This window comes from Nocardioides nematodiphilus, from assembly GCF_020216525.1.
Lineage (GTDB): Bacteria > Actinomycetota > Actinomycetes > Propionibacteriales > Nocardioidaceae > Nocardioides > Nocardioides nematodiphilus.
The window spans coordinates 183,018-200,530 of the sequence record NZ_JAIWOY010000002.1 but is presented as its reverse complement, the minus strand read 5'-3'; the positions used below and the strand labels follow the sequence as shown (position 1 = coordinate 200,530).

The 17,513-nt window shown below is 72.0% G+C and carries 15 protein-coding genes; 5 read left to right on the top strand and 10 right to left on the bottom strand.

The features are described from left to right. The first annotated feature begins 9 nt into the window (after positions 1-9). Entirely contained in the window at positions 10-3,030 is a 3,021-nt protein-coding gene (locus KSO98_RS04020) for a fibronectin type III domain-containing protein (RefSeq protein WP_225283641.1), read from the top strand. 19 nt (positions 3,031-3,049) lie between these two features. Here KSO98_RS04020 and KSO98_RS04015 read toward each other — a convergent pair whose 3' ends face one another. From KSO98_RS04015 to KSO98_RS04005, 3 genes are all read right to left on the bottom strand, one after another. Further along, positions 3,050-3,745 (bottom strand): DUF3159 domain-containing protein, encoded by a 696-nt coding sequence (locus KSO98_RS04015; RefSeq protein WP_225283638.1) that lies wholly within the window; start codon positions 3,743-3,745, stop codon positions 3,050-3,052. A 176-nt stretch (positions 3,746-3,921) separates the two neighbouring features. After that, positions 3,922-5,028 carry a pyridoxal-phosphate-dependent aminotransferase family protein gene (locus tag KSO98_RS04010; RefSeq protein ID WP_225283636.1) on the bottom strand — a complete coding sequence of 369 codons (1,107 nt, stop codon included), beginning with the start codon at positions 5,026-5,028 and terminating at the stop codon, positions 3,922-3,924. Positions 5,029-5,037: 9 nt separating this feature from the next. Further along, a complete protein-coding gene (locus tag KSO98_RS04005) occupies positions 5,038-6,393 on the bottom strand; it encodes an FAD-binding oxidoreductase (protein ID WP_225283634.1) in 1,356 nt (451 codons plus the stop codon). A gap of 45 nt (positions 6,394-6,438) precedes the next feature. On the opposite strand from KSO98_RS04005, the gene KSO98_RS04000 reads away from it, so the two are divergent. Further along, positions 6,439-6,759, top strand: a complete 321-nt coding sequence (locus KSO98_RS04000; RefSeq protein ID WP_225283632.1) for an antibiotic biosynthesis monooxygenase family protein — start codon at positions 6,439-6,441, stop codon at positions 6,757-6,759. 42 nt (positions 6,760-6,801) lie between these two features. Here KSO98_RS04000 and KSO98_RS03995 read toward each other — a convergent pair whose 3' ends face one another. The 4 genes from KSO98_RS03995 to KSO98_RS03980 form a co-directional block, all read right to left on the bottom strand. After that, positions 6,802-7,293, bottom strand: coding sequence for a MarR family winged helix-turn-helix transcriptional regulator (locus tag KSO98_RS03995; protein ID WP_225283629.1), 492 nt, complete (start codon positions 7,291-7,293; stop codon positions 6,802-6,804). Continuing rightward, on the bottom strand, positions 7,268-7,705 hold the full coding sequence (locus KSO98_RS03990; protein WP_225283628.1) for an SRPBCC family protein: 438 nt from the start codon (positions 7,703-7,705) through the stop codon (positions 7,268-7,270). The genes KSO98_RS03995 and KSO98_RS03990 overlap by 26 nt, the downstream gene beginning before the upstream one ends. 79 nt (positions 7,706-7,784) lie before the next feature. Next, positions 7,785-8,294, bottom strand: coding sequence for a GNAT family N-acetyltransferase (locus KSO98_RS03985; protein WP_225283627.1), 510 nt, complete (start codon positions 8,292-8,294; stop codon positions 7,785-7,787). A 13-nt stretch (positions 8,295-8,307) separates the two neighbouring features. After that, positions 8,308-9,798, bottom strand: a complete 1,491-nt coding sequence (locus tag KSO98_RS03980; protein WP_225283626.1) for a DHA2 family efflux MFS transporter permease subunit — start codon at positions 9,796-9,798, stop codon at positions 8,308-8,310. Between the two features lie 87 nt (positions 9,799-9,885). Here KSO98_RS03980 and KSO98_RS03975 point away from each other — a divergent pair, with 87 nt between their 5' ends. After that, a complete protein-coding gene (locus KSO98_RS03975) occupies positions 9,886-10,344 on the top strand; it encodes a tRNA (cytidine(34)-2'-O)-methyltransferase (protein WP_263642330.1) in 459 nt (152 codons plus the stop codon). A gap of 1 nt (position 10,345) precedes the next feature. On the opposite strand, the gene KSO98_RS03970 is transcribed toward KSO98_RS03975, so the two are convergent. The 3 genes from KSO98_RS03970 to KSO98_RS03960 form a co-directional block, all read right to left on the bottom strand. Continuing rightward, positions 10,346-10,738, bottom strand: coding sequence for a YunG family protein (locus KSO98_RS03970; RefSeq protein ID WP_225283624.1), 393 nt, complete (start codon positions 10,736-10,738; stop codon positions 10,346-10,348). A gap of 31 nt (positions 10,739-10,769) precedes the next feature. Further along, positions 10,770-11,315 carry a GNAT family N-acetyltransferase gene (locus KSO98_RS03965; protein ID WP_225283623.1) on the bottom strand — a complete coding sequence of 182 codons (546 nt, stop codon included), beginning with the start codon at positions 11,313-11,315 and terminating at the stop codon, positions 10,770-10,772. Positions 11,316-11,419: 104 nt separating this feature from the next. Next, entirely contained in the window at positions 11,420-12,601 is a 1,182-nt protein-coding gene (locus KSO98_RS03960) for an acetyl-CoA C-acyltransferase (protein WP_225283622.1), read from the bottom strand. Between the two features lie 325 nt (positions 12,602-12,926). On the opposite strand from KSO98_RS03960, the gene KSO98_RS03955 reads away from it, so the two are divergent. Together KSO98_RS03955 and KSO98_RS03950 are read left to right on the top strand one after the other, a co-directional pair. Continuing rightward, positions 12,927-14,036, top strand: a complete 1,110-nt coding sequence (locus tag KSO98_RS03955; RefSeq protein ID WP_225283621.1) for a Glu/Leu/Phe/Val dehydrogenase dimerization domain-containing protein — start codon at positions 12,927-12,929, stop codon at positions 14,034-14,036. Continuing rightward, a complete protein-coding gene (locus KSO98_RS03950) occupies positions 14,033-17,491 on the top strand; it encodes an indolepyruvate ferredoxin oxidoreductase family protein (protein ID WP_225283619.1) in 3,459 nt (1,152 codons plus the stop codon). Before KSO98_RS03955 ends, KSO98_RS03950 begins: the two co-directional genes overlap by 4 nt. Positions 17,492-17,513: the final 22 nt, after the last annotated feature.

Below are 17,513 nucleotides of genomic sequence, written 5' to 3'. Positions count from 1 at the left end.
AGCGCAAGGATGCAGGGTTGGAAGCGGACCGCACGGTGGGGTGCCCTCGTCGCGCTCCTCGCGCCCGCCGCGGTCACCGGACTCACGTACGCACCGGCGGCCCAGGCCACCGCGCCGCTGGATCCGTCCCACGTCACCGCGCTGCCCACCGGCACCGCGAGCGGACCGATGGCGGTCTCCGTCGACGGATCCGTCCTCGCCGTCGCCGAGGGCGCCGACGTCGCGCTCTACCGGACCGTCGACGACTCCCTGATCGGCGCGCTGTCGGGCGTGGATGCGGGGCAGGTGCGCTCGCTGAGCCTCGTCGCGGCCACTGCGAACGGTGGCGGCAGCGTCGTCATCGCGGGCGACCAGGGCGTCGAGTTCGACGCCTGGACGATGCCGGTCGTCGCGACGACGCCGACCTTCACCCCGGGCACCAGCCGCTTCGTCGCGTCTCCGGACGTGGTCGACGTGGCGCCGGTGAGCGTGAGCAAGGCGTACGTCCTGCTCGACCCGACCACTGCGGGCATCAACGACAGCATCGCGGTCGTCGACGTCGCGCCGACGACGCCGCCGACCGTCCCAGCGGTGGTGCCGCTGATGCTGCCCGACGTCTACAGCGCGATCGCCCTCTCCCCACGGAGGCCGGGCTCGCTCTACGCCCTCACCGTCCCGGGCGCCGGCGGCTCCTCCTCGATCGTCACCGTCAACACGTCGACCGGGGCGCCGAGCGCACCGGTGCGGCTGAACACCAGCAGCACGACGAACCGGGCGCTCTCGCTGGCGATCAGCCCCGACGCCACCCGCCTGTACGTCGGCGAGGAGAAGCAGCTCGTCGTCGTGCCGCCGGCGACCTGGACGCAGGCCACCCTGACGCTGCCGCCGGCGAGCGCGGGCTACCCGAGCACGGTGACCGCGCCCCAGGCCAAGGTCAACCCCCTCGGGATGCAGCAGGGCGGCTTCGGCGACCGCACGGCGTGCGAGTCGATCTCGGTGGCGACGGACGGCACGAAGGTCCTCTGCAGCGGCAGCACGACGGCGGCCGGCGCCACGGCGCCGAGCACCAACCTCTACTGGTTCGATGCCACCACGCTGAAGTACCAGGGCACGATGCCGATCGTCGGCTCGCAGGGCGACAAGCACAGCATCGCCGCGACCGCTGCGCGCGCGTACGTGGCCCTCAACGACAGCTCCGTCACCAGCATCCCGGTCCCGACCGTCCTCAGGGACAACGCGGTCCCGTACGGCTCGACGCCCGACGCCCCGCGCACCGTCTCCGTCGACGCAGGCAACGAGCAGTTCACCGTCTCGTGGGCCGCGCCGGCGAGCAACGGCGGCCTGCCGATCGTCGGGTACGAGGTCGACGCCTGCGTCGGACCGACGTGTCTCCCGACCGCTGCGGCACAGCTCGCCGCACTCTGCACCGCCGGCGGCACGGGCACGACGTGCACGCTCGCGGTCGACGTCAACGGCGCGGCGCTCGTCTCGGGCTCGACCTACCGGATCGTCGTGACGGCGCTCAACGCCGTCGGCGCCGGCACGGTCAGCGCGGTCGTCGATGCGAAGCTGGGCGTCCCGACGGCCCCGACGGGCATCACCCTCGGCACCAGCCAGCTGACCACGGTCGCCAAGGTGACCACGCTGGCCCAGCAGGTCAGCTGGACCAAGCCGAGCAGCAGCGGCTCGAACGCGCTCACGTCCTACCAGGTCTGCGCGGATCTCGTGACGCCCACCCAGGCGTACTGCAACAACAGCACGACCCGGACCACGGTCCTCGCGCCGGCGACGAGCGCGACCCTGTCCGGGCTCACCCTGGCGGCCACCTACGTGCTGACCGTCCACGCCATCTCACCGAAGGGTGACGGCGTCTACAGCACCCCGCTCACCTTCATCGCCGGCACCCCGTCGGCGCCGACGAGCCTGACCGCGAAGGGCACCAACCAGTCGCTCTCGCTCACGTGGTCGCCGCCGGCCACCACCGGCGGCTCGGCTGTGACCGGGTACGTCACGACGATCTCGCCCGCGGGTGGCAGCGGGTGCGCCACGCTGACCGCCTCGGCGACGAGCTGCACCATCACCGGGCTGAAGAACGGCACGGCGTACACCGTCACGGTGGCCGCGACCAACGCCAACGGCACCGGACCGGTCGCCTCCACGACCGCGACGCCGGCGTCCGGACCCGGCAAGCCGACCATCGCCACCGTCACCCCGAACGGCAACGGCGCGGACGTCACCTGGATCGCCCCGACCGACGACGGCGGCTCGCCGATCACCAGCTATACCGTCACCGCGAGCTACGGACCCGAGGTGCACAGCTGCACCGCGACGCCCTCCGGGGGCACCTGCACGCTCACCGGTCTGAAGACCGCGCAGCCCTACTCCGTCACGGTGCGTGCCTACAACGCCGTCGACAAGGGCTCGCCGTCCAACCCCTACCTGCTCACCCTGCCCGGGGCCCCGACACCGGTCACCGGGGTCGTGACCCAGGTCAAGGGCTCCAGCGTCCTGGTGCAGTGGAACCCGCCGTCCTCGGCGGGCGCCGAGTCGATCGCCGGCTACCGCGCGGTCGCCTACGACAGCGTGACCGGCGAGGAGCGCACCTGCGTCACAGCCTCGGTCCCGGCGTGCTCGATCACCGGCCTGCGGCCGGGTGCGCGGTACCTGGTCTCGGTCTACGCCACCAACAGCGACGACATCGAGTCGAACGCCTCGAGCACCCGCAGCGTCACCGTGATCGCGACGCCGGGTCGTCCGACGGCCACCACCCGCCGGGCCGGCGACCGTACCGACGTCACCCTGCGCTGGAGCGCCGTCCCCGGAGCGACCGCCTACCGCGTGCGCCGTACCGGCGGCCCGGTCCTCCAGGTCGAGCGGGTGGTGAGCGCGAGCACCCGCACGCTCACCTTCCCCAAGCAGCGCCCGGGCCTCTACCACTACACCGTCACCGCCCAGGCGGGAGCGACCAGCAGCGGCACGAGCGCCGAGCTGATCGTCAAGGTGAAGGCACCCAAGCCGCCCAAGAAGGCCAAGAAGAAGAACCGCCGCTGAGCGGCGTTCCCCGAGGTGGTCAGGCCGCCTCGGGGAGCGCCGCGTGCAGGTCGGGGAGCGCCGGCAGCAGATGGTGCGGGCGCTCGCCCAGGACCAGCCGCAGGCCGGGGATCCGGGCCGCGCGCCACAGCGCCCAGCCGATGCAGCCGCCGACCGAGGTGAGCGTGCAGACGACCCCGAGACCGCTGGTCAGCGCCACCGCGCCGTTCGTCGACAGGGTCAGCGCCCACAGGCCGAGCGCGGCGCAGACGAGGTGGGCGGCGCCCCAGATGCCGGAGAGCTGGGCGAAGATGCCGCGCAGGGCCGGGTGATGGGGGAGCGTGCCGGTGTAGTCGGTCGCGAGCCGCATCATCAGCGGCCGCTGGGCGACCGAGGACCCCAGGAAGACGAAGCCCTGCATCGCGCACAGCACGATCGGGACCACGAGGTAGAGGCTGACGGAGCCGAGCGCGAGCCCGGCGACCGTACGGGTCAGGAAGAGCCCGAAGGCGAGCCAGCACGTCGCCGGCACCCGTACGCCGGAGCCCTTGCGGCTGACGATCCAGGAGGCCCGCCAGGCGAAGACGGCGAGCAGCCCGAGCATCGGGTGCCCGATCGTGACGAAGGCGTAGAGCAGCACGCCCGGGACCAGGACGACCTCGCCCATGATCAGGGCACCGCGTGCGACGAGCGACCTCAGGCAGCCGAGGTGGACGACGACGGGTGTGGTGATCATGCAGTACTCCTCCGAGACGAACGGCCATGCGGACGGCCACGCCTATGGTCTGTGAATCGGCCACTGTCGCGGCACCCGTAGTCGTGTGCGTTCGAATGGCCCCTTCGGGCCATGCGCCTCGACTTTAGGACGAGTGGCCTGAAAACGACCTGTCCTGGCCGGGTCCGCCTCGCGGATCAGCCCAGCACGTCGTCCAGGGCGGCGAGCAGCAACGCGACGGACGCGGGGCTCGCGTTCGGTCCCATCAGGCCGATCCGCCACACGGTGCTGGCGAACTCCCCGGCGCCCGCGCCGATCTCGATGTCGTAGCGCTCCAGCAGCGCGCGACGGACCGCGGCGGAGTCCACGCCGCCCGGCACCCGTACCGTGGTGAGCTCCGGGAGACGCGCCCCGGCCGCGGCGAACAGCTCGAGCCCGCGTGCCTCGAGACCGTCCTGGAGCGCCTGGCCCGCGGCGGCGTGCCGGGCCCAGACCGCCTCGAGCCCCTCGTCGAGGATCCGCCCGAGGCCGGCGTGGAGCGAGGAGACCATCGCGGTCGGTGCCGTGTGGTGGTACGTCCGCCCCGCCGCCCCGGTGGCCCCGGCCTCGCCGACGTAGCCGCCGAGCAGACCGAGGTCGAGGTACCAGGAGCGAGGGCGCTCGACGCGGCGCGCGAAGGCGCGGTCGCTGATGGTGAAGGGCGCCAGGCCGGGCGCGACCCCGAGACACTTCTGGGTGCCGGCGTAGCCGATGTCGATGCCCCAGTCGTCGGCGCGAAGCTCGATCCCGCCGATCGAGGTCACGGCGTCGACCAGCAGGAGTGCGTCGCCCGCATCCCGTACGGCCGCGCCCAGCGCCGCGATGTCGGAGCGGACTCCGGTCGAGGTCTCGGCGTGCACTGCGGCCACGATCGCCGGGGAGGGGTGAGCCGCGACGACCCGCTCCGGATCGAGCGGCGTGCCCCAGGGATGCTCGACCGCCACCACCTCGGCGCCGCAGCGAGCCGCCACCTCGCACATCCGCTGGCCGAAGAGGCCGTTGACCGCCACCACGACCACGTCGCCGGGGTGGACGGTGTTGACGAAGGCCGCCTCCATGCCCGCCGATCCGGTCGCGGAGAGCGGCAGCGTGCGGGTGTTCGCGGTGCCCCAGACCGTGCGCAGCCGATCGCAGGTCTCGTCCATCATCGCCACGAAGACCGGGTCGAGGTGGCCGAGGAGGGGGCGGGCGAGACCCGCCGTCGCCTCCGGGTACGGGTTGGTCGGACCGGGTCCGAACAGGCGCCGCTCGACGATCGCTGCCATGGGTGCTCCTCAGATGATCGCGCCGGGATTGAGGATCCCGGCCGGGTCCAGGGCGTGCTTCACACGCGTGGTCAGGGCCATCACGTCGGGGCCGAGCTGGCGCGGCAGGGCGCCCTTCTTGGCCCGTCCGACGCCGTGTTCGCCGGTGATCGTGCCGCCCAGGTCGATCGCCAGGGTCATCACGTCGTCGAAGGCGGCCCGCGCCCGTGCCTGCGCACCGCGATCGGCCGGATCGTGGATCAGGACGGGATGGGTGTTGCCGTCGCCGGCGTGCGCGACCAGCGCGATCTCGATGGCATGGCGGCGCGCGATGGCGGTGATGCCGTCGACGAGCTCCGGCAGCAGCGGGATCGGCACGCCGACGTCCTCGAAGAGGAGCGTCCCGCGGGCCTCGAGCGCGACGAAGGCGCTGCGCCGCGCCGCGACGAAGAGCTCACCCTCGGCGGGATCGGTCGTGGTGAAGACCTCCCCGGCACCGCCGGCCACGCAGCACTGCCGGATGGTCTCGATCTCGCCCTCGCATGCGGTGCCGGGGGCGTCCGACTGGGCGACCAGGAGCGCGCCGCTGCCCCGGTCGAGGCCGTGCGGGCGCCAGTCCTCGACGGCATTGATGGTGGTGCGGTCCATCAGCTCGAGCATCGAGGGTCGCACCCGTGACCGGATGGCGACCACGGCCCGGGAGGCGTCCATGACGGTCGCGAAGCTCGCCAGCAGGGTCGCCCCGGCCGCCTGGGCCGGGATCAGCCTCAGGATCGCGCGGGTCACGACGCCGAGGGTGCCCTCGCTGCCGACGAAGAGCTTGAGCAGGGAGAGGCCGGCGACGTCCTTGATCCGCTTGCCACCGAGCTCGACGAGGGTCCCGTCGGCGAGGACGACGTCGAGACCGAGGACGTAATCGCTGGTGACGCCGTACTTCACACAGCACAGGCCGCCGGCGTTGGTGGCCACGTTGCCGCCGATCGAGCAGATCTCGTACGACGAGGGGTCGGGCGGGTACCAGAGCCCGTGCTCGGCCGCGGCGTGCTTCACCGCGGCGTTGAGGGCACCCGGCTCGACGATCGCGACCTGGCTCTCGGTGTCGATCTCGATGCCCCGCATCCGGTCCAGGGAGAGGGTGATGCCGCCCTCGACGGCCGACGAGCCGCCGGACAGCCCCGTGCCGGCGCCGCGGGGCACGACCGGCACGCCGTACTCGCCCGCCCAGCGCAGAGTCGTCTGGACGTCGGCTGCGCACGTCGCCCGGACGACGGCCTGGGGCCGGCCCGCGGACCCGGCGCGCGCGAAGTCCTCGCGGTACTTCTCCGTCGCCGCCGGATCCGTCACGACGGCGCCCTGGGGCAGCGCCGCGATCAGCCGGGAGAGCATGCCTCGATTCAAACAGCCGCGTGCGCCCGTCGCTAGGCTCGCGACATGTCCGTCGTGAAGATCAACGCCATCTCCGTCCCCGAGGGCGCGGGCGCCGAGCTCGAGAAGCGCTTCGCCGCCCGGGCCGGCGCGGTCGAGAAGTCGCCCGGCTTCCTCGGCTTCCAGCTGCTGCGTCCGACCGCGGGCGACACCCGGTACTTCGTCGTCACCCACTGGGACTCCGAGGAGTCCTTCGCGGCGTGGCGCGACGGCGACGCCCGCGCTGCCCACGCGACCCCCGAGGGCGAGGCCCCGAAGCGGCCGGTCTCCACCGGCGCGGACCTGCTGGAGTTCGAGGTCGTGCTGGACGTCAAGCCCGCCCGCTGAGGGCACGGCCACGCAGCGTCGACCTCCGCAACCCGGGGATCCTCACGGCCGCGCGGGGCTGTGCTCCTCGTCGCTGCTCGCGGCCCGGTCCGCCCCGATCAGGGTCCGGGTATGGGCCATCCATGCCTGACGTGCCGGACCGTCGAGCGCAGCGAAGAACGCTTCGTCGGCCTCCTCGACCGCGCGGATGGCCTCGCCGGTCAGCGCCGTGCCCGACGCGGTCAGCGCCACCTCGGTGGCACGGGCGTCGCGGGCGGAGGCGAGCCTCGCGACGAGTCCGTCCTCCTCGAGGCGTCTGATCGCCTTCGACAGCGTCATCTTCTCGATCTGTGCCTGCTCGGCCAGGCGGCTCTGGGTGGGTGGTCCGCCGTGCTCCTCGAGCCAGCGCAGCGAGGCGAGGATCGCGTGCTGGGTCTGGGTGAGTCCGAAGCGCTGGAGCGCGGTGGCGATCCGCGCCTGCCAGCGCGAGGTCAGCTGCCAGAGCAGGAAGCCCGGGCTGGCCTCGGCGTCATGCCGAAACGGTGTCTCGGCCATGGCGTGCCTGCTCGACCAGGCGGGCGGTCTGCTCGGGAAGGCTGGCAGCGACGTCCTCGGCGACCAGCTGGCGCCACACGAAGGCCAGGGGGCCCGTGATGCTGATCCGGTTGCGGACGATGACGCCGTCCCCGTGCACCTCGAGCTCGTGGACGTCCTCCATCCGGGCGAGCAGCAGGTGGGTGACGTCGACGTAGCGCCGCGGTGCCTCGACCTCGGTCAGCTCGATCCGGACCCGGGGACCTCCCTTGGGCTTGAACCGGATCATCGAGCCGGCTGCGAACGGCCCCTCCAGGCGGGCGGACTCCACATCGCCTTGCCAGGCCGACCACCGCTCGACGTCGGTCCACACCGCCCAGATCCGGGCGGCATCGACGCCGTTGAACGTCGCTTCGTACGTGCTGCTCCACATGGTGACTCCCTCATCGCTGGTAGCCCCGATAGTAACCTGGTTTACGATTGTTGTAAACCGGGTTACTAAGCCCTGGAGCTCAGTCCCGAGAGGCGCGCCACTCGGATCGCAGGATGCTGTAGAGCACGCCGTCGCGGAAGTCGCCGTCGCGCCACTGCCCGCCGCGCACGACGCCCTCGGCGGTGAACCCGGCCTTCTCCAGCGAGCGCTGCTCGGCATGGTTCTCCACGTCGGTGTGCGCCTCGATCCGGTTGACGTTCGTGTGCCGGAAGAGGAGGTCGACCAAGGCGACCTGTGCCGCCGTGCCGATGCCCCGGCCGCGGGCCTCGGGACGCAGCCAGATCCCGATCATCGGGTTGCGCGAGGCGCTGTTGGGTCCCCACTGGACGAAGTGCCAGCCGACGTCGCCGAGCACGTCATCGCCGGTGGCGTCCGCCGCGGCGATCACCAGGCCGCCGGGCCGGTCGAGGGCCGTCGACGGCACCTCGGCGCGGGTCTTCGGGCCCCAGTCGTCGAACGGCGAGTCACCGCCGGGGAGGAGCCTCAGGTCCTCGGCGGTGAACGGGCGCAGCGTGATGGGCAGGCTCATGACCCTCCGGGTCTCAGATGATCGGCATGGCGGGGACCTCGTCGTCCTCGCCCTGGGTGGGTGCGGTCGCCTCGTGGCGCCGCGGCAGCAGCAGCGACACGAACAGTGCCACCACGATGACGGCCCACGCGACCCAATAGGTGTGGGCGAAGGCGCGGGCGGCATCGGGCAGTCCCCGGGCGCCCTGCAGGTTGTTGGTCAGGACGACCGACATCGTGGCCACACCGCAGGAGCTGGCGATCTGTTGGTTGATGTTGAGCAGCGTCGAGCCGCGTGCGACCTCGTGGGGGCGCAGCGTGCGCAGAGCGGTGGTCATGATCGGCATCATCGTGGCGCCCATGCCCCAGCCCATCACGACGAGCACGGCGATGATCACGCCGTACGACGTGGTGTCGGTGATCTGGGTGAGGCCGAACATGCCGATGATGATGAGCGCGATGCCGACGGGCACGATCCGCCCGATCGGGATGCGGTCGGAGAGGCGACCCGCGATCGGCATCGTCATCATCGCGCCCAGGCCCTGCGGCGCGACCAGCAGCCCGGCGTGGAGCGTCGACTCGCCGCGCACCTCCTGGAAGTACGTCGGCACCAGCAGCAGGCCACCGAAGAACGCCCCGGCGAAGAGGAACATCGTGGCGAGCGAGACGGCCAGGTTGCGGTTGGCCAGCAGGCGCAGGTCGAGCAGCGGATGCTGCGGCCGGAACGACCACCACACGAAGGCCGCCATCAGGGCGAGGCCGACCAGGGCCGGCAGCCAGACGTGGGTGTTGCCGAAGTCGCCGCCGTGGCCGGGGAGCGAGGAGACGCCGTACAGGAAGAGCGCCAGACCCGGCGACATCATCAGCATGCCGATGACGTCGAAGGACTCCGACGGCTCGGGGGCGTCCTTCTCCAGCACCAGGAAGGCGTAGATCAGGGCGGCGACGCCGAGCGGCACGTTGATCAGGAAGATCCAGTGCCAGCTGGCGATCTGGATCAGCCAGCCGCCGAGGATCGGGCCCATGATCGGGCCGAGCAACATCGGCACGCCGAGGATCGCCATCAGCCGGCCCATCCGGTGCGGTCCGGCCGCGTGGGTCATGATCGTCATGCCCAGGGGCATCAGCATGCCGCCGCCGAGTCCCTGCACGACCCGGAACGCGATCAGCACGTCGATGCTGTTCGCGGTCGCGCAGAGCGCCGAGCCGGCGGTGAACAGCAGGATCGCGGTCATGTAGAGCCGCTTGGTGCCGAACCGGTCCGCGGCCCAGCCGGTCATCGGGATGACGGTGGCGAGGGCGAGCGTGTAGCCCGTCACCGTCCACGCGACGTGGGAGTACGCGATCGGCGTGCCGCCGTCGCTGAAGACGTGCTGGAACGTCGGCAGCGCGACGTTGACGACCGTGATGTCGAGGATCGACATGATGGCGCCCAGGACGACGACGCCCGCGACCTTGAGCACCGCGGCGTCGATGTGGTCGGGGTAGGCGGTCTGGGTTCCGGGCTGTGGCGTGTGCGATGCCATGGGAGGATCCCTTCGCAGATGCTGGTGGGGGTGCCCGTACCGCTCTGTTCTACACCGCGCCCGATACGGTGAGGCGTGTTCCATGTCATGTTTCTCGAGCCCCGGATCCCGCCGAATACCGGGAACGCGATCCGGATGGTCTCCGGCACCGGCGCCACGCTGCACCTGGTCGAGCCGCTCGGCTTCGACCTCTCGGACGCGAAGCTCAAGCGTGCGGGGCTGGACTATCACGACCTGGCCTCGGTGAAGGTCCATCCGTCACTCGGGGCGGCGCTGGCGAGTGCGGAGCTCTCCGGGTCCCGGGTCTTCGCGTTCACCGCCAAGGCGACGACGTGGCACACCGCCATGGAGTTCCAGCCCGGCGACGTCCTGCTGTTCGGCCCCGAGCCGACCGGCCTGCCCGATGAGGCGCTCGAGCATCCCCGGGTCACCGACCTGGTGCGCATCCCGATGCTGCCGGGCCGTCGCTCGCTCAACCTCTCCAACGCCGCCGCCGTCGTGACGTACGAGGCCTGGCGCCAGCAGGGCTTCCCGGGCGCGTCGTAGGTCAGCAGTCCGGGCAGGCGGCGATCGCGGCGAGGACCCGGCTCCGCAGCAGCTCGTACTGCTCGCGATGGCGGCCGGTCGCGCCCGGCGGGCGGACCAGCACCTCGCCGCCCACGAGCATCTCCTCCGAGAGGAACTGGTCGCTGGCGAGGTCCAGGTCCGAGCCGTCAGGCAGGCGGTTCCAGTAGTGGTGGCCGATCTGCCGGCCGCCCACGTGGACCTCCGCGTGGACCAACGTGCCGCCGGCGATGTCGTGGACGACCAGGGCCGTCATGCCGCATTGGTCGCGCGCGGGGTTCTCCGGACTCCACTCCGCGCTCATGTGGGGGTAGCAGGTGTCGGCACCCCAGGCGCCGAGGAAGTGACTGCGGAGATGCTCGCTGTCGAGGGGCACGCACGGATCGTGCCAGCCGGCACCGACAGTCCTACTCGTCCGCCGTGCGTGCGAAGACCAGCTGCGCGACCCGGACGTCCTTGAACACGACGTCGCTCCTGGACTCCTGGCTGAAGCCCAGCCGACGCAGCAGGCGCGCGGACGCCTCGTTGCCCTCGATGCAGACCGCCGTGATCCGCCGCAGGCCGAGCTCCTGGAACCCCAGGCGGAGCATCGCGCGGGCGGCCTCGGCGGCGTAGCCACGCCCGTGATGACCACGCGCGAACGCGAAGCCGAGCTCGCCCTCGCGGTCCTCGGCGCTGACCCACTTGAGCAGGACCTCGCCGATCACCCGGCCGGTCTCGCGCAGTTCGACCGCCAGCACCAGCCACTGCCCCGGGGCCTCGATGGTGCCCCGGGGCAGCTTGGCGGCGAGAGCCTCCTGCGTCGCCGCGCGGTCGCGGACCGGCCAGGGGATGAAGCGCACCACCTCCGGATCGGAGTGGAAGACGAGCAGGTCGTCCAGGTCCTCGGGAGCGTGCGGTCGCAGCCGCAGCCGCTCGGTCTCGAGGGGATAGGTCGGTCGCAGCCCGGGCATGCGAGCGAGGCTACGGGGCGAGGACGGTGTGAGCGGCGTGCCCCGGGACGCTCGAGCCGCTGGCGCCGGTGACGGGCACGGCCCGTTCAGTGGGCGACTCCGGGTCAGATCCTCTCGATGATGGTGGCGTTGGCGAGACCGCCGGCCTCGCACATGACCTGGAGGCCGTAGCGCCCGCCGGTCTGCTCCAGGTTGTTCAGCAGCGTCGTCATGAGGCGCGCGCCCGAGCCGCCGAGCGGATGGCCGATGGCGATCGCGCCGCCGTTGATGTTGACCTTCGCCGGGTTGACCCCGGTCTCCTTCTGCCAGGCGAGGACGACGGAGGCGAAGGCCTCGTTGACCTCGAAGGCGTCGATGTCGTCGATGCTCAGCCCGGCCCGGGCGAGCACCTTCTGCGTGGCCGGGATGATGCCGGTCAGCATGAAGATCGGGTCGTCGCCGGCGACGGCGAAGGAGTGGACGCGAGCCCGCGGCGTCAGGCCCAGCCGGGTCACCGCCTCCTCGCCGGCCACGAGGATCGCGGCGGAGCCGTCGTTCACGGGCGAGCTGTTCCCGGCGGTCACGCGCCAGTCGAGCTCGGGGTAGCGCTCGACCCAGTGCTCGTCCTTGAAGGCGAGGCGCAGCCCGGCGAGGGTCTCGGCCGTCGTGTCCGGCCGGATGCTCTCGTCGATGCGCAGGTCGTTGACGGGCGCGACCTGTGAGTCGAAGAGCCCATCCTTCCAGGCGCGCGCCGCGCGCTGGTGCGAGGCGGCGGCGAACTCGTCGAGCTGCGTGCGCGACAGATCCCATCGATGGGCGATCAGCTCCGCACTGATGCCCTGCGGCACGAGGCCGCGGTCATAGCGCGCGCCGACCTTCGGGCCGGCGAAGTCCTTGCCGAGGAACTGCGAGCCGATCGGGATGCGGCTCATCGACTCGACGCCCGAGGCGATCGCCACGTCGTACGCGCCGGCGATCACGCCCTGTGCGGCGAAGTGCAGCGCCTGCTGGGACGAGCCGCACTGGCGGTCGACGGTCACGCCGGGGACGGACTCCGGGAAGCCCGCACCGAGCAGCGCCCAGCGGGCCGTGTTGCCGGACTGCTCGCCGACCTGGCCGACGGCGCCGCTGATGACGTCGTCGACGACCGCGGGGTCGATGCCGGTGCGCTCGACGAGGGCCGCGAGGACGTGGGCGTGCAGGTCGACCGGATGGATCTCGGAGTAGGCGCCTCCGGGCTTGCCCTTGGCGACGGGGGTGCGGACGGCGTCGATGATGTATGCGGGCTGCTGACTAGTGGATACCATAGTCAGACAGTACGCTCTGACTTCTGGTTTATATAGCCAGATGCGGGATGGTGTGCAGGATCACGCTCGGCAGCCTGAAGGTCGGCGCCGGGCCCGCGTCGCGGCGTCGCGCTGCTCGACACACCCAGCCACGCCACCCGCGTGGTCGCGCGGCGTGCCGTGCGTGCGCGCGGTGTGGTCCGGAGGCGGCCGATGAGACATGATGTGGATCACACCGTCGCGCAACCCCTGCGGCGATGAACCCACGGGCCGTCCTCACCCGGACGACCCGCCATTGCCCCGGCGCGGACCACCAGCTCCGTCCGGGAAGTGAGGAGTGACACGCATGTCCGCATCCGCAGCACCCGCCCGCCTCAACGGGCTCGTCTTCGATCGGGCCGATGAGCTCGGTGCCGATGTCCACGAGCAGGTCGTCTTCTGCCACGACCGCGACAGTGGCCTCAAGGCGATCATCGCCATCCACGACACCACGCTCGGTCCGGCGCTGGGCGGCACCCGCATCTACCCGTACGCGAGCGAGGCCGACGCGCTCACCGACGTGCTGCGGCTCTCGCGCGGGATGACGTACAAGTCGGCCGCCGCGGGCATGGACCTCGGTGGCGGCAAGGCCGTCATCATCGGAGACCCGGCCCGCATCAAGACCCGCGACCTCCTCCTCGCCTACGGCCGCTTCGTCGACACGCTCGGCGGCCGATACGTCACCGCCGCTGACGTGGGCTCGACCGCGGACGACCTCGACATCGTGGCCGAGGCGACACGCCACGTGGTCGGCAAGAACACCGGCGGCTCGGGTGACAGCGGCTACTCCACGGCGTACGGCGTCTTCTGTGCGATGCGCGCCGCCGCCGAGCACCGCTACGGACCGGCGGGCCTCGCGGGCCGCACGGTCGGGGTCGAGGGCGTCGGCAAGGTCGGCTCCCGCCTGGTGGCGCTGCTCTCCTCGGCCGGGGTCGATCGGATCCTCGTCGCCGACCCCTACCAGCCGGCCCTCGACCAGCTCACCTCGACGCTCGGTCACGTCAGCGCCGTCGAGTCGATCCTCGTCGAGGACGTCGACATCTACGCACCCTGCGCCCTCGGCGCCACCCTCACCGCGCCGCACGTGCGCGACCTCAAGGCCGCGATCGTCTGCGGCGCTGCCAACAACCAGCTCGCGACCGCGGATGTCGCCGACGAGCTCCGGGCGCGCGACATCCTCTGGGTGCCCGACTACGTCGCCAACGCCGGCGGCGTGGTGCAGGTCGGCGCGGAGCTCTACGGCAAGGACCACGAGGAGGTCGAGGCGAAGATCGCCGCGATCGCCACCACCACGACCGAGATCCTCCTCAGTGCCGAGCGCGAGGGCATCAGCACCCGCGCCGCGGCCGACGCCGTCGTCGAGCAGCGCCTTGCCGCCCGCCGTGCGGAGCTGGCCGACTCGGAGCCGGCCCGGTGACCGCCGTCTTCGAGCCCGGCACCTCGTTCGAGGCGTACGACCTGGCGGATCGCTACCGCGTCGGCGCCGGCCCGGTCCTGCTGACCGGCATCCAGGCGATCGCCCGGATGCTCGTGGAGCAGCGGGCCCTCGACCGACGCCGTGGCCTGCGCACCGGCACCTTCATCTCCGGCTACCCGGGCAGCCCGCTCGGCGGGCTGGACCAGCTGCTGCTGAGCCTGCCGACGGAGATGGCCGACAACGACATCACGGTCGTGCCGGCGCTCAACGAGGAGCTGGCGGCCACCGCGGTGTGGGGGAGCCAGTCCGCCGTCACACTCGACACCGAGCGGTACGACGGCGTGACCGGCGTCTGGTACGGCAAGGGTCCCGGCGTCGACCGGGCACTGGACGCGTTCCGGCACGCCACCATGTACGGCGCCCACCCGCAGGGCGGCATGCTGATGCTGGTCGGCGACGACCCGGCGGCGAAGTCCTCGACGGTGCCGGCGGTGAGCGAGCGCACCCTCGCCTCGCTCGGCATCCCGGTGCTCTTCCCGCGCAACGCCGCCGAGATCGTCGAGTACGGCATGGAGGGCATCGCGCTGTCGCGCGCCTCCGGCTGCGCGGTCGCGCTGAAGATCGTGGCCGACGTCGCCGACGGCGCGTGGGTCGTCAACCCGGAGATCGGCGTGCTCGACCCGGTCGTGCCGCAGATCGAGTGGGACGGCGCCCCGTACACGTACGAGCCGACCAAGATCGAGCTCTTCCCCGACCGGATCGTCGGCGCCGAGGCCAAGCTGTACGGCCCCCGCATGGCCGTCGTGAAGGCCTACGCCGCCGCCAACCGGCTCAACCGCATCGAGGTGAAGCCCGAGCGCGCCCGGATCGGCATCATCGCCGCCGGCAGCTGCTACGACTCGATGCGACAGGGCCTCACCGACCTCGGCCTCGGGCACGACGACCTCCTCGCCGCGGGTATCCGGGTGCTGCGACTCGGCATGATGTGGCCCATCGAGCCGACGATCATCGACACCTTCGCCGAGGGGCTGGAGGAGATCGTGGTGGTGGAGGACAAGACGTCCTTCATCGAGCAGGGTGTCCGGGAGCTGCTCTACGGCCGTCCCGACGCGCCCGCCATCATCGGCAAGCGCGACCGCGCCGGCGCGCCGCTGGTCCCGTACGACGGCGAGCTCACCGCGGGCCGGCTGCTCGCTCCGCTGCGCCGTGCCCTGCAGGGCCGCGTCGAGCTCGCGCCGCCCCCGCCGACCCGGATCGACCTGCCGCTGCTGTCCACCTCGCGGACGCCGTACTTCTGCAGCGGCTGCCCGCACAACCGCTCCACCGCGCTGCCCGAGGGCTCGCTGGGCGGGGGCGGGATCGGCTGCCACACCCTCGTGACGGCCTCGCAGCGCGAGGACAGCGCGGTCGTCGGCATCACCCAGATGGGCGGCGAGGGCGCGCAGTGGATCGGGCAGGCGCCGTACGCCAAGGCCGAGCACCTGTTCCAGAACGTCGGCGACGGCACGTTCTTCCACTCCGCCCAGCTGGCGGTCCAGGCCTGCGTCGCGGCGGGCGTCAATGTCACCTACAAGCTGTTGCACAACGACGTGGTGGCGATGACCGGCGCCCAGAAGCGGCAGGGCGAGGTGCGGATGGCCCAGCTGACGCACAAGCTGATGAACGAGGGCGTCGCGGCGATGATCGTGGTCGCCGACGAGCCCGAGCGCTACCGCCCGCGTGACCTGGCTCCTGGCGTGAAGCTGTGGCACCGCGACCGCCTCGACGAGGCGCAGCGTGCGCTGCGCGAGATCCCGGGTGTGACGGTGCTGATCTACGACCAGCACTGTGCCGCGGACGCGCGCCGGCAGCGCAAGCGCGGCACGCTCCCGGCTCGCACGCAGCGCGTGGTGATCAACGAGGCCGTCTGCGAGGGCTGCGGGGACTGTGGCGTGAAGAGCAACTGCCTCTCGGTGCAGCCGGTGGACACGGAGCTGGGCCGCAAGACCCGCATCGACCAGACCGGATGCAACACCGACTACACCTGCCTCGAGGGGGAGTGCCCGGCCTTCGTGAAGATCGACACCGACCCGAGCGCCACGACGGCGCGCCGCGAAGTGCCCACGCCGCCGGCGGCCACCGACCCGGCGTACGCGCCGCTGGACCGGACCCACAGCGTCTTCATGGCGGGCATCGGAGGCACCGGCATCGTCACGGTCAACCAGGTGCTGGCCACCGCCGCCCTGCGTGCGGGCTACGCCGTGGAGTCGCTCGACCAGGTCGGGATGAGCCAGAAGGCCGGGCCGGTCACCGGCCACCTGCGCTTCGCGCCCGGTGCCGTCGAGCCCTCCAACCGGGTCACGCCGGGCTCCGCCGACACGCTGCTCGGCTTCGACCTGCTCACCCTGGCCGAGGGCAAGAACCTCGCGTACGGCTCGCCGGACCACACGCGGGCGGTGGTGTCGACGAGCAAGACGCCCACCGGCCCGATGGTCTACGACAAGTCGATCGCCTACCCCGGCGACGACGAGCTGCTCGGTCGGGTGCGTGACGTCGCCGGCGAGGTGGTCTCGTTCGACGCACTCTCCGCGGCCGAGACCCTGTTCGGCAGCACGGCGGCGGCCAACTTCCTGCTCGTCGGGGCGGCCTACCAGGCCGGCGCGCTGCCGATCGCCGCGGAGGCCATCGAGGAGGCCATCGGCATCAACGGCGTCGCCGTCGCGGCCAACATCGCGGCGTTCCGGTGGGGACGCGTCGCCGTCACCGACCCGTCGGCCTTCGCGGCGGCGACCGCGGTCGCCTCCGTGCCGGTCCAGCGGCCCGAGGTGCCTGCCCTCGCCACGGCGTCCTTCGACGGGGAGGTGCGCCGCCTCGTCGAGGTGCGTGCTCCGCAGCTGGTGGACTTCCAGGACCTCGCCCTGGCCACCGAGTACGTCGGGTTCATCGACCGGCTGTGGCGGGCCGAGCGCGCAGTGACCACCGAGACCCGGTTCACCGAGGCGGCGGCCCGGTACCTCTTCAAGCTGACCGCGTACAAGGACGAGTACGAGGTGGCGCGGCTGCTCACCGACCCGGCCGCGGTCGCGGCGGTCCGGGCGCAGGTCCCGCACGGCACCACGATGAGCTTCCAGCTGCGACCGCCGGCGCTCGAGTCCTACCTCAAGGGCAAGAAGATGTCGTTCGGCCCGGGTCGTCAACCCGCGCTGAGGGCGCTGGCCCGGATGAAGCGGCTGCGCGGCTCGCGACTCGATCCGTTCGGCCGCACCGAGATGCGTCGCCTGGAGCGTGCGCTGGTGGGGCACTACCGGGCGCTGCTGTCCGGGCTCGCCGACGGTCTGACTCCGGAGACGTACGACCGGGCCTGTCGGGTCGCGGCGCTGCCCGACGTCGTCCGCGGCTACGAGAGCGTCAAGATGCGCAACATCCAGCTCTACCGCGAGCAGCTGCGCGCGGAGGGTGTCGACGACGCCTTCTGAGCGCTCCCACGCCGGGCCGGGA

Excerpts from the sequence above, each read along its gene's own strand:
- KSO98_RS04020 (WP_225283641.1), top strand. The coding sequence starts at position 10 with ATGCAGGGTTGGAAGCGGACCGCACGGTGGGGTGCCCTCGTCGCGCTC.
- KSO98_RS04015 (WP_225283638.1), bottom strand. The coding sequence starts at position 3,745 with ATGATCACCACACCCGTCGTCGTCCACCTCGGCTGCCTGAGGTCGCTC.
- KSO98_RS04010 (WP_225283636.1), bottom strand. The coding sequence starts at position 5,028 with ATGGCAGCGATCGTCGAGCGGCGCCTGTTCGGACCCGGTCCGACCAAC.
- KSO98_RS04005 (WP_225283634.1), bottom strand. The coding sequence starts at position 6,393 with ATGCTCTCCCGGCTGATCGCGGCGCTGCCCCAGGGCGCCGTCGTGACG.
- KSO98_RS04000 (WP_225283632.1), top strand. The coding sequence starts at position 6,439 with ATGTCCGTCGTGAAGATCAACGCCATCTCCGTCCCCGAGGGCGCGGGC.
- KSO98_RS03995 (WP_225283629.1), bottom strand. The coding sequence starts at position 7,293 with ATGGCCGAGACACCGTTTCGGCATGACGCCGAGGCCAGCCCGGGCTTC.
- KSO98_RS03990 (WP_225283628.1), bottom strand. The coding sequence starts at position 7,705 with ATGTGGAGCAGCACGTACGAAGCGACGTTCAACGGCGTCGATGCCGCC.
- KSO98_RS03985 (WP_225283627.1), bottom strand. The coding sequence starts at position 8,294 with ATGAGCCTGCCCATCACGCTGCGCCCGTTCACCGCCGAGGACCTGAGG.
- KSO98_RS03980 (WP_225283626.1), bottom strand. The coding sequence starts at position 9,798 with ATGGCATCGCACACGCCACAGCCCGGAACCCAGACCGCCTACCCCGAC.
- KSO98_RS03975 (WP_263642330.1), top strand. The coding sequence starts at position 9,886 with ATGTTTCTCGAGCCCCGGATCCCGCCGAATACCGGGAACGCGATCCGG.
- KSO98_RS03965 (WP_225283623.1), bottom strand. The coding sequence starts at position 11,315 with ATGCCCGGGCTGCGACCGACCTATCCCCTCGAGACCGAGCGGCTGCGG.
- KSO98_RS03960 (WP_225283622.1), bottom strand. The coding sequence starts at position 12,601 with ATGGTATCCACTAGTCAGCAGCCCGCATACATCATCGACGCCGTCCGC.
- KSO98_RS03955 (WP_225283621.1), top strand. The coding sequence starts at position 12,927 with ATGTCCGCATCCGCAGCACCCGCCCGCCTCAACGGGCTCGTCTTCGAT.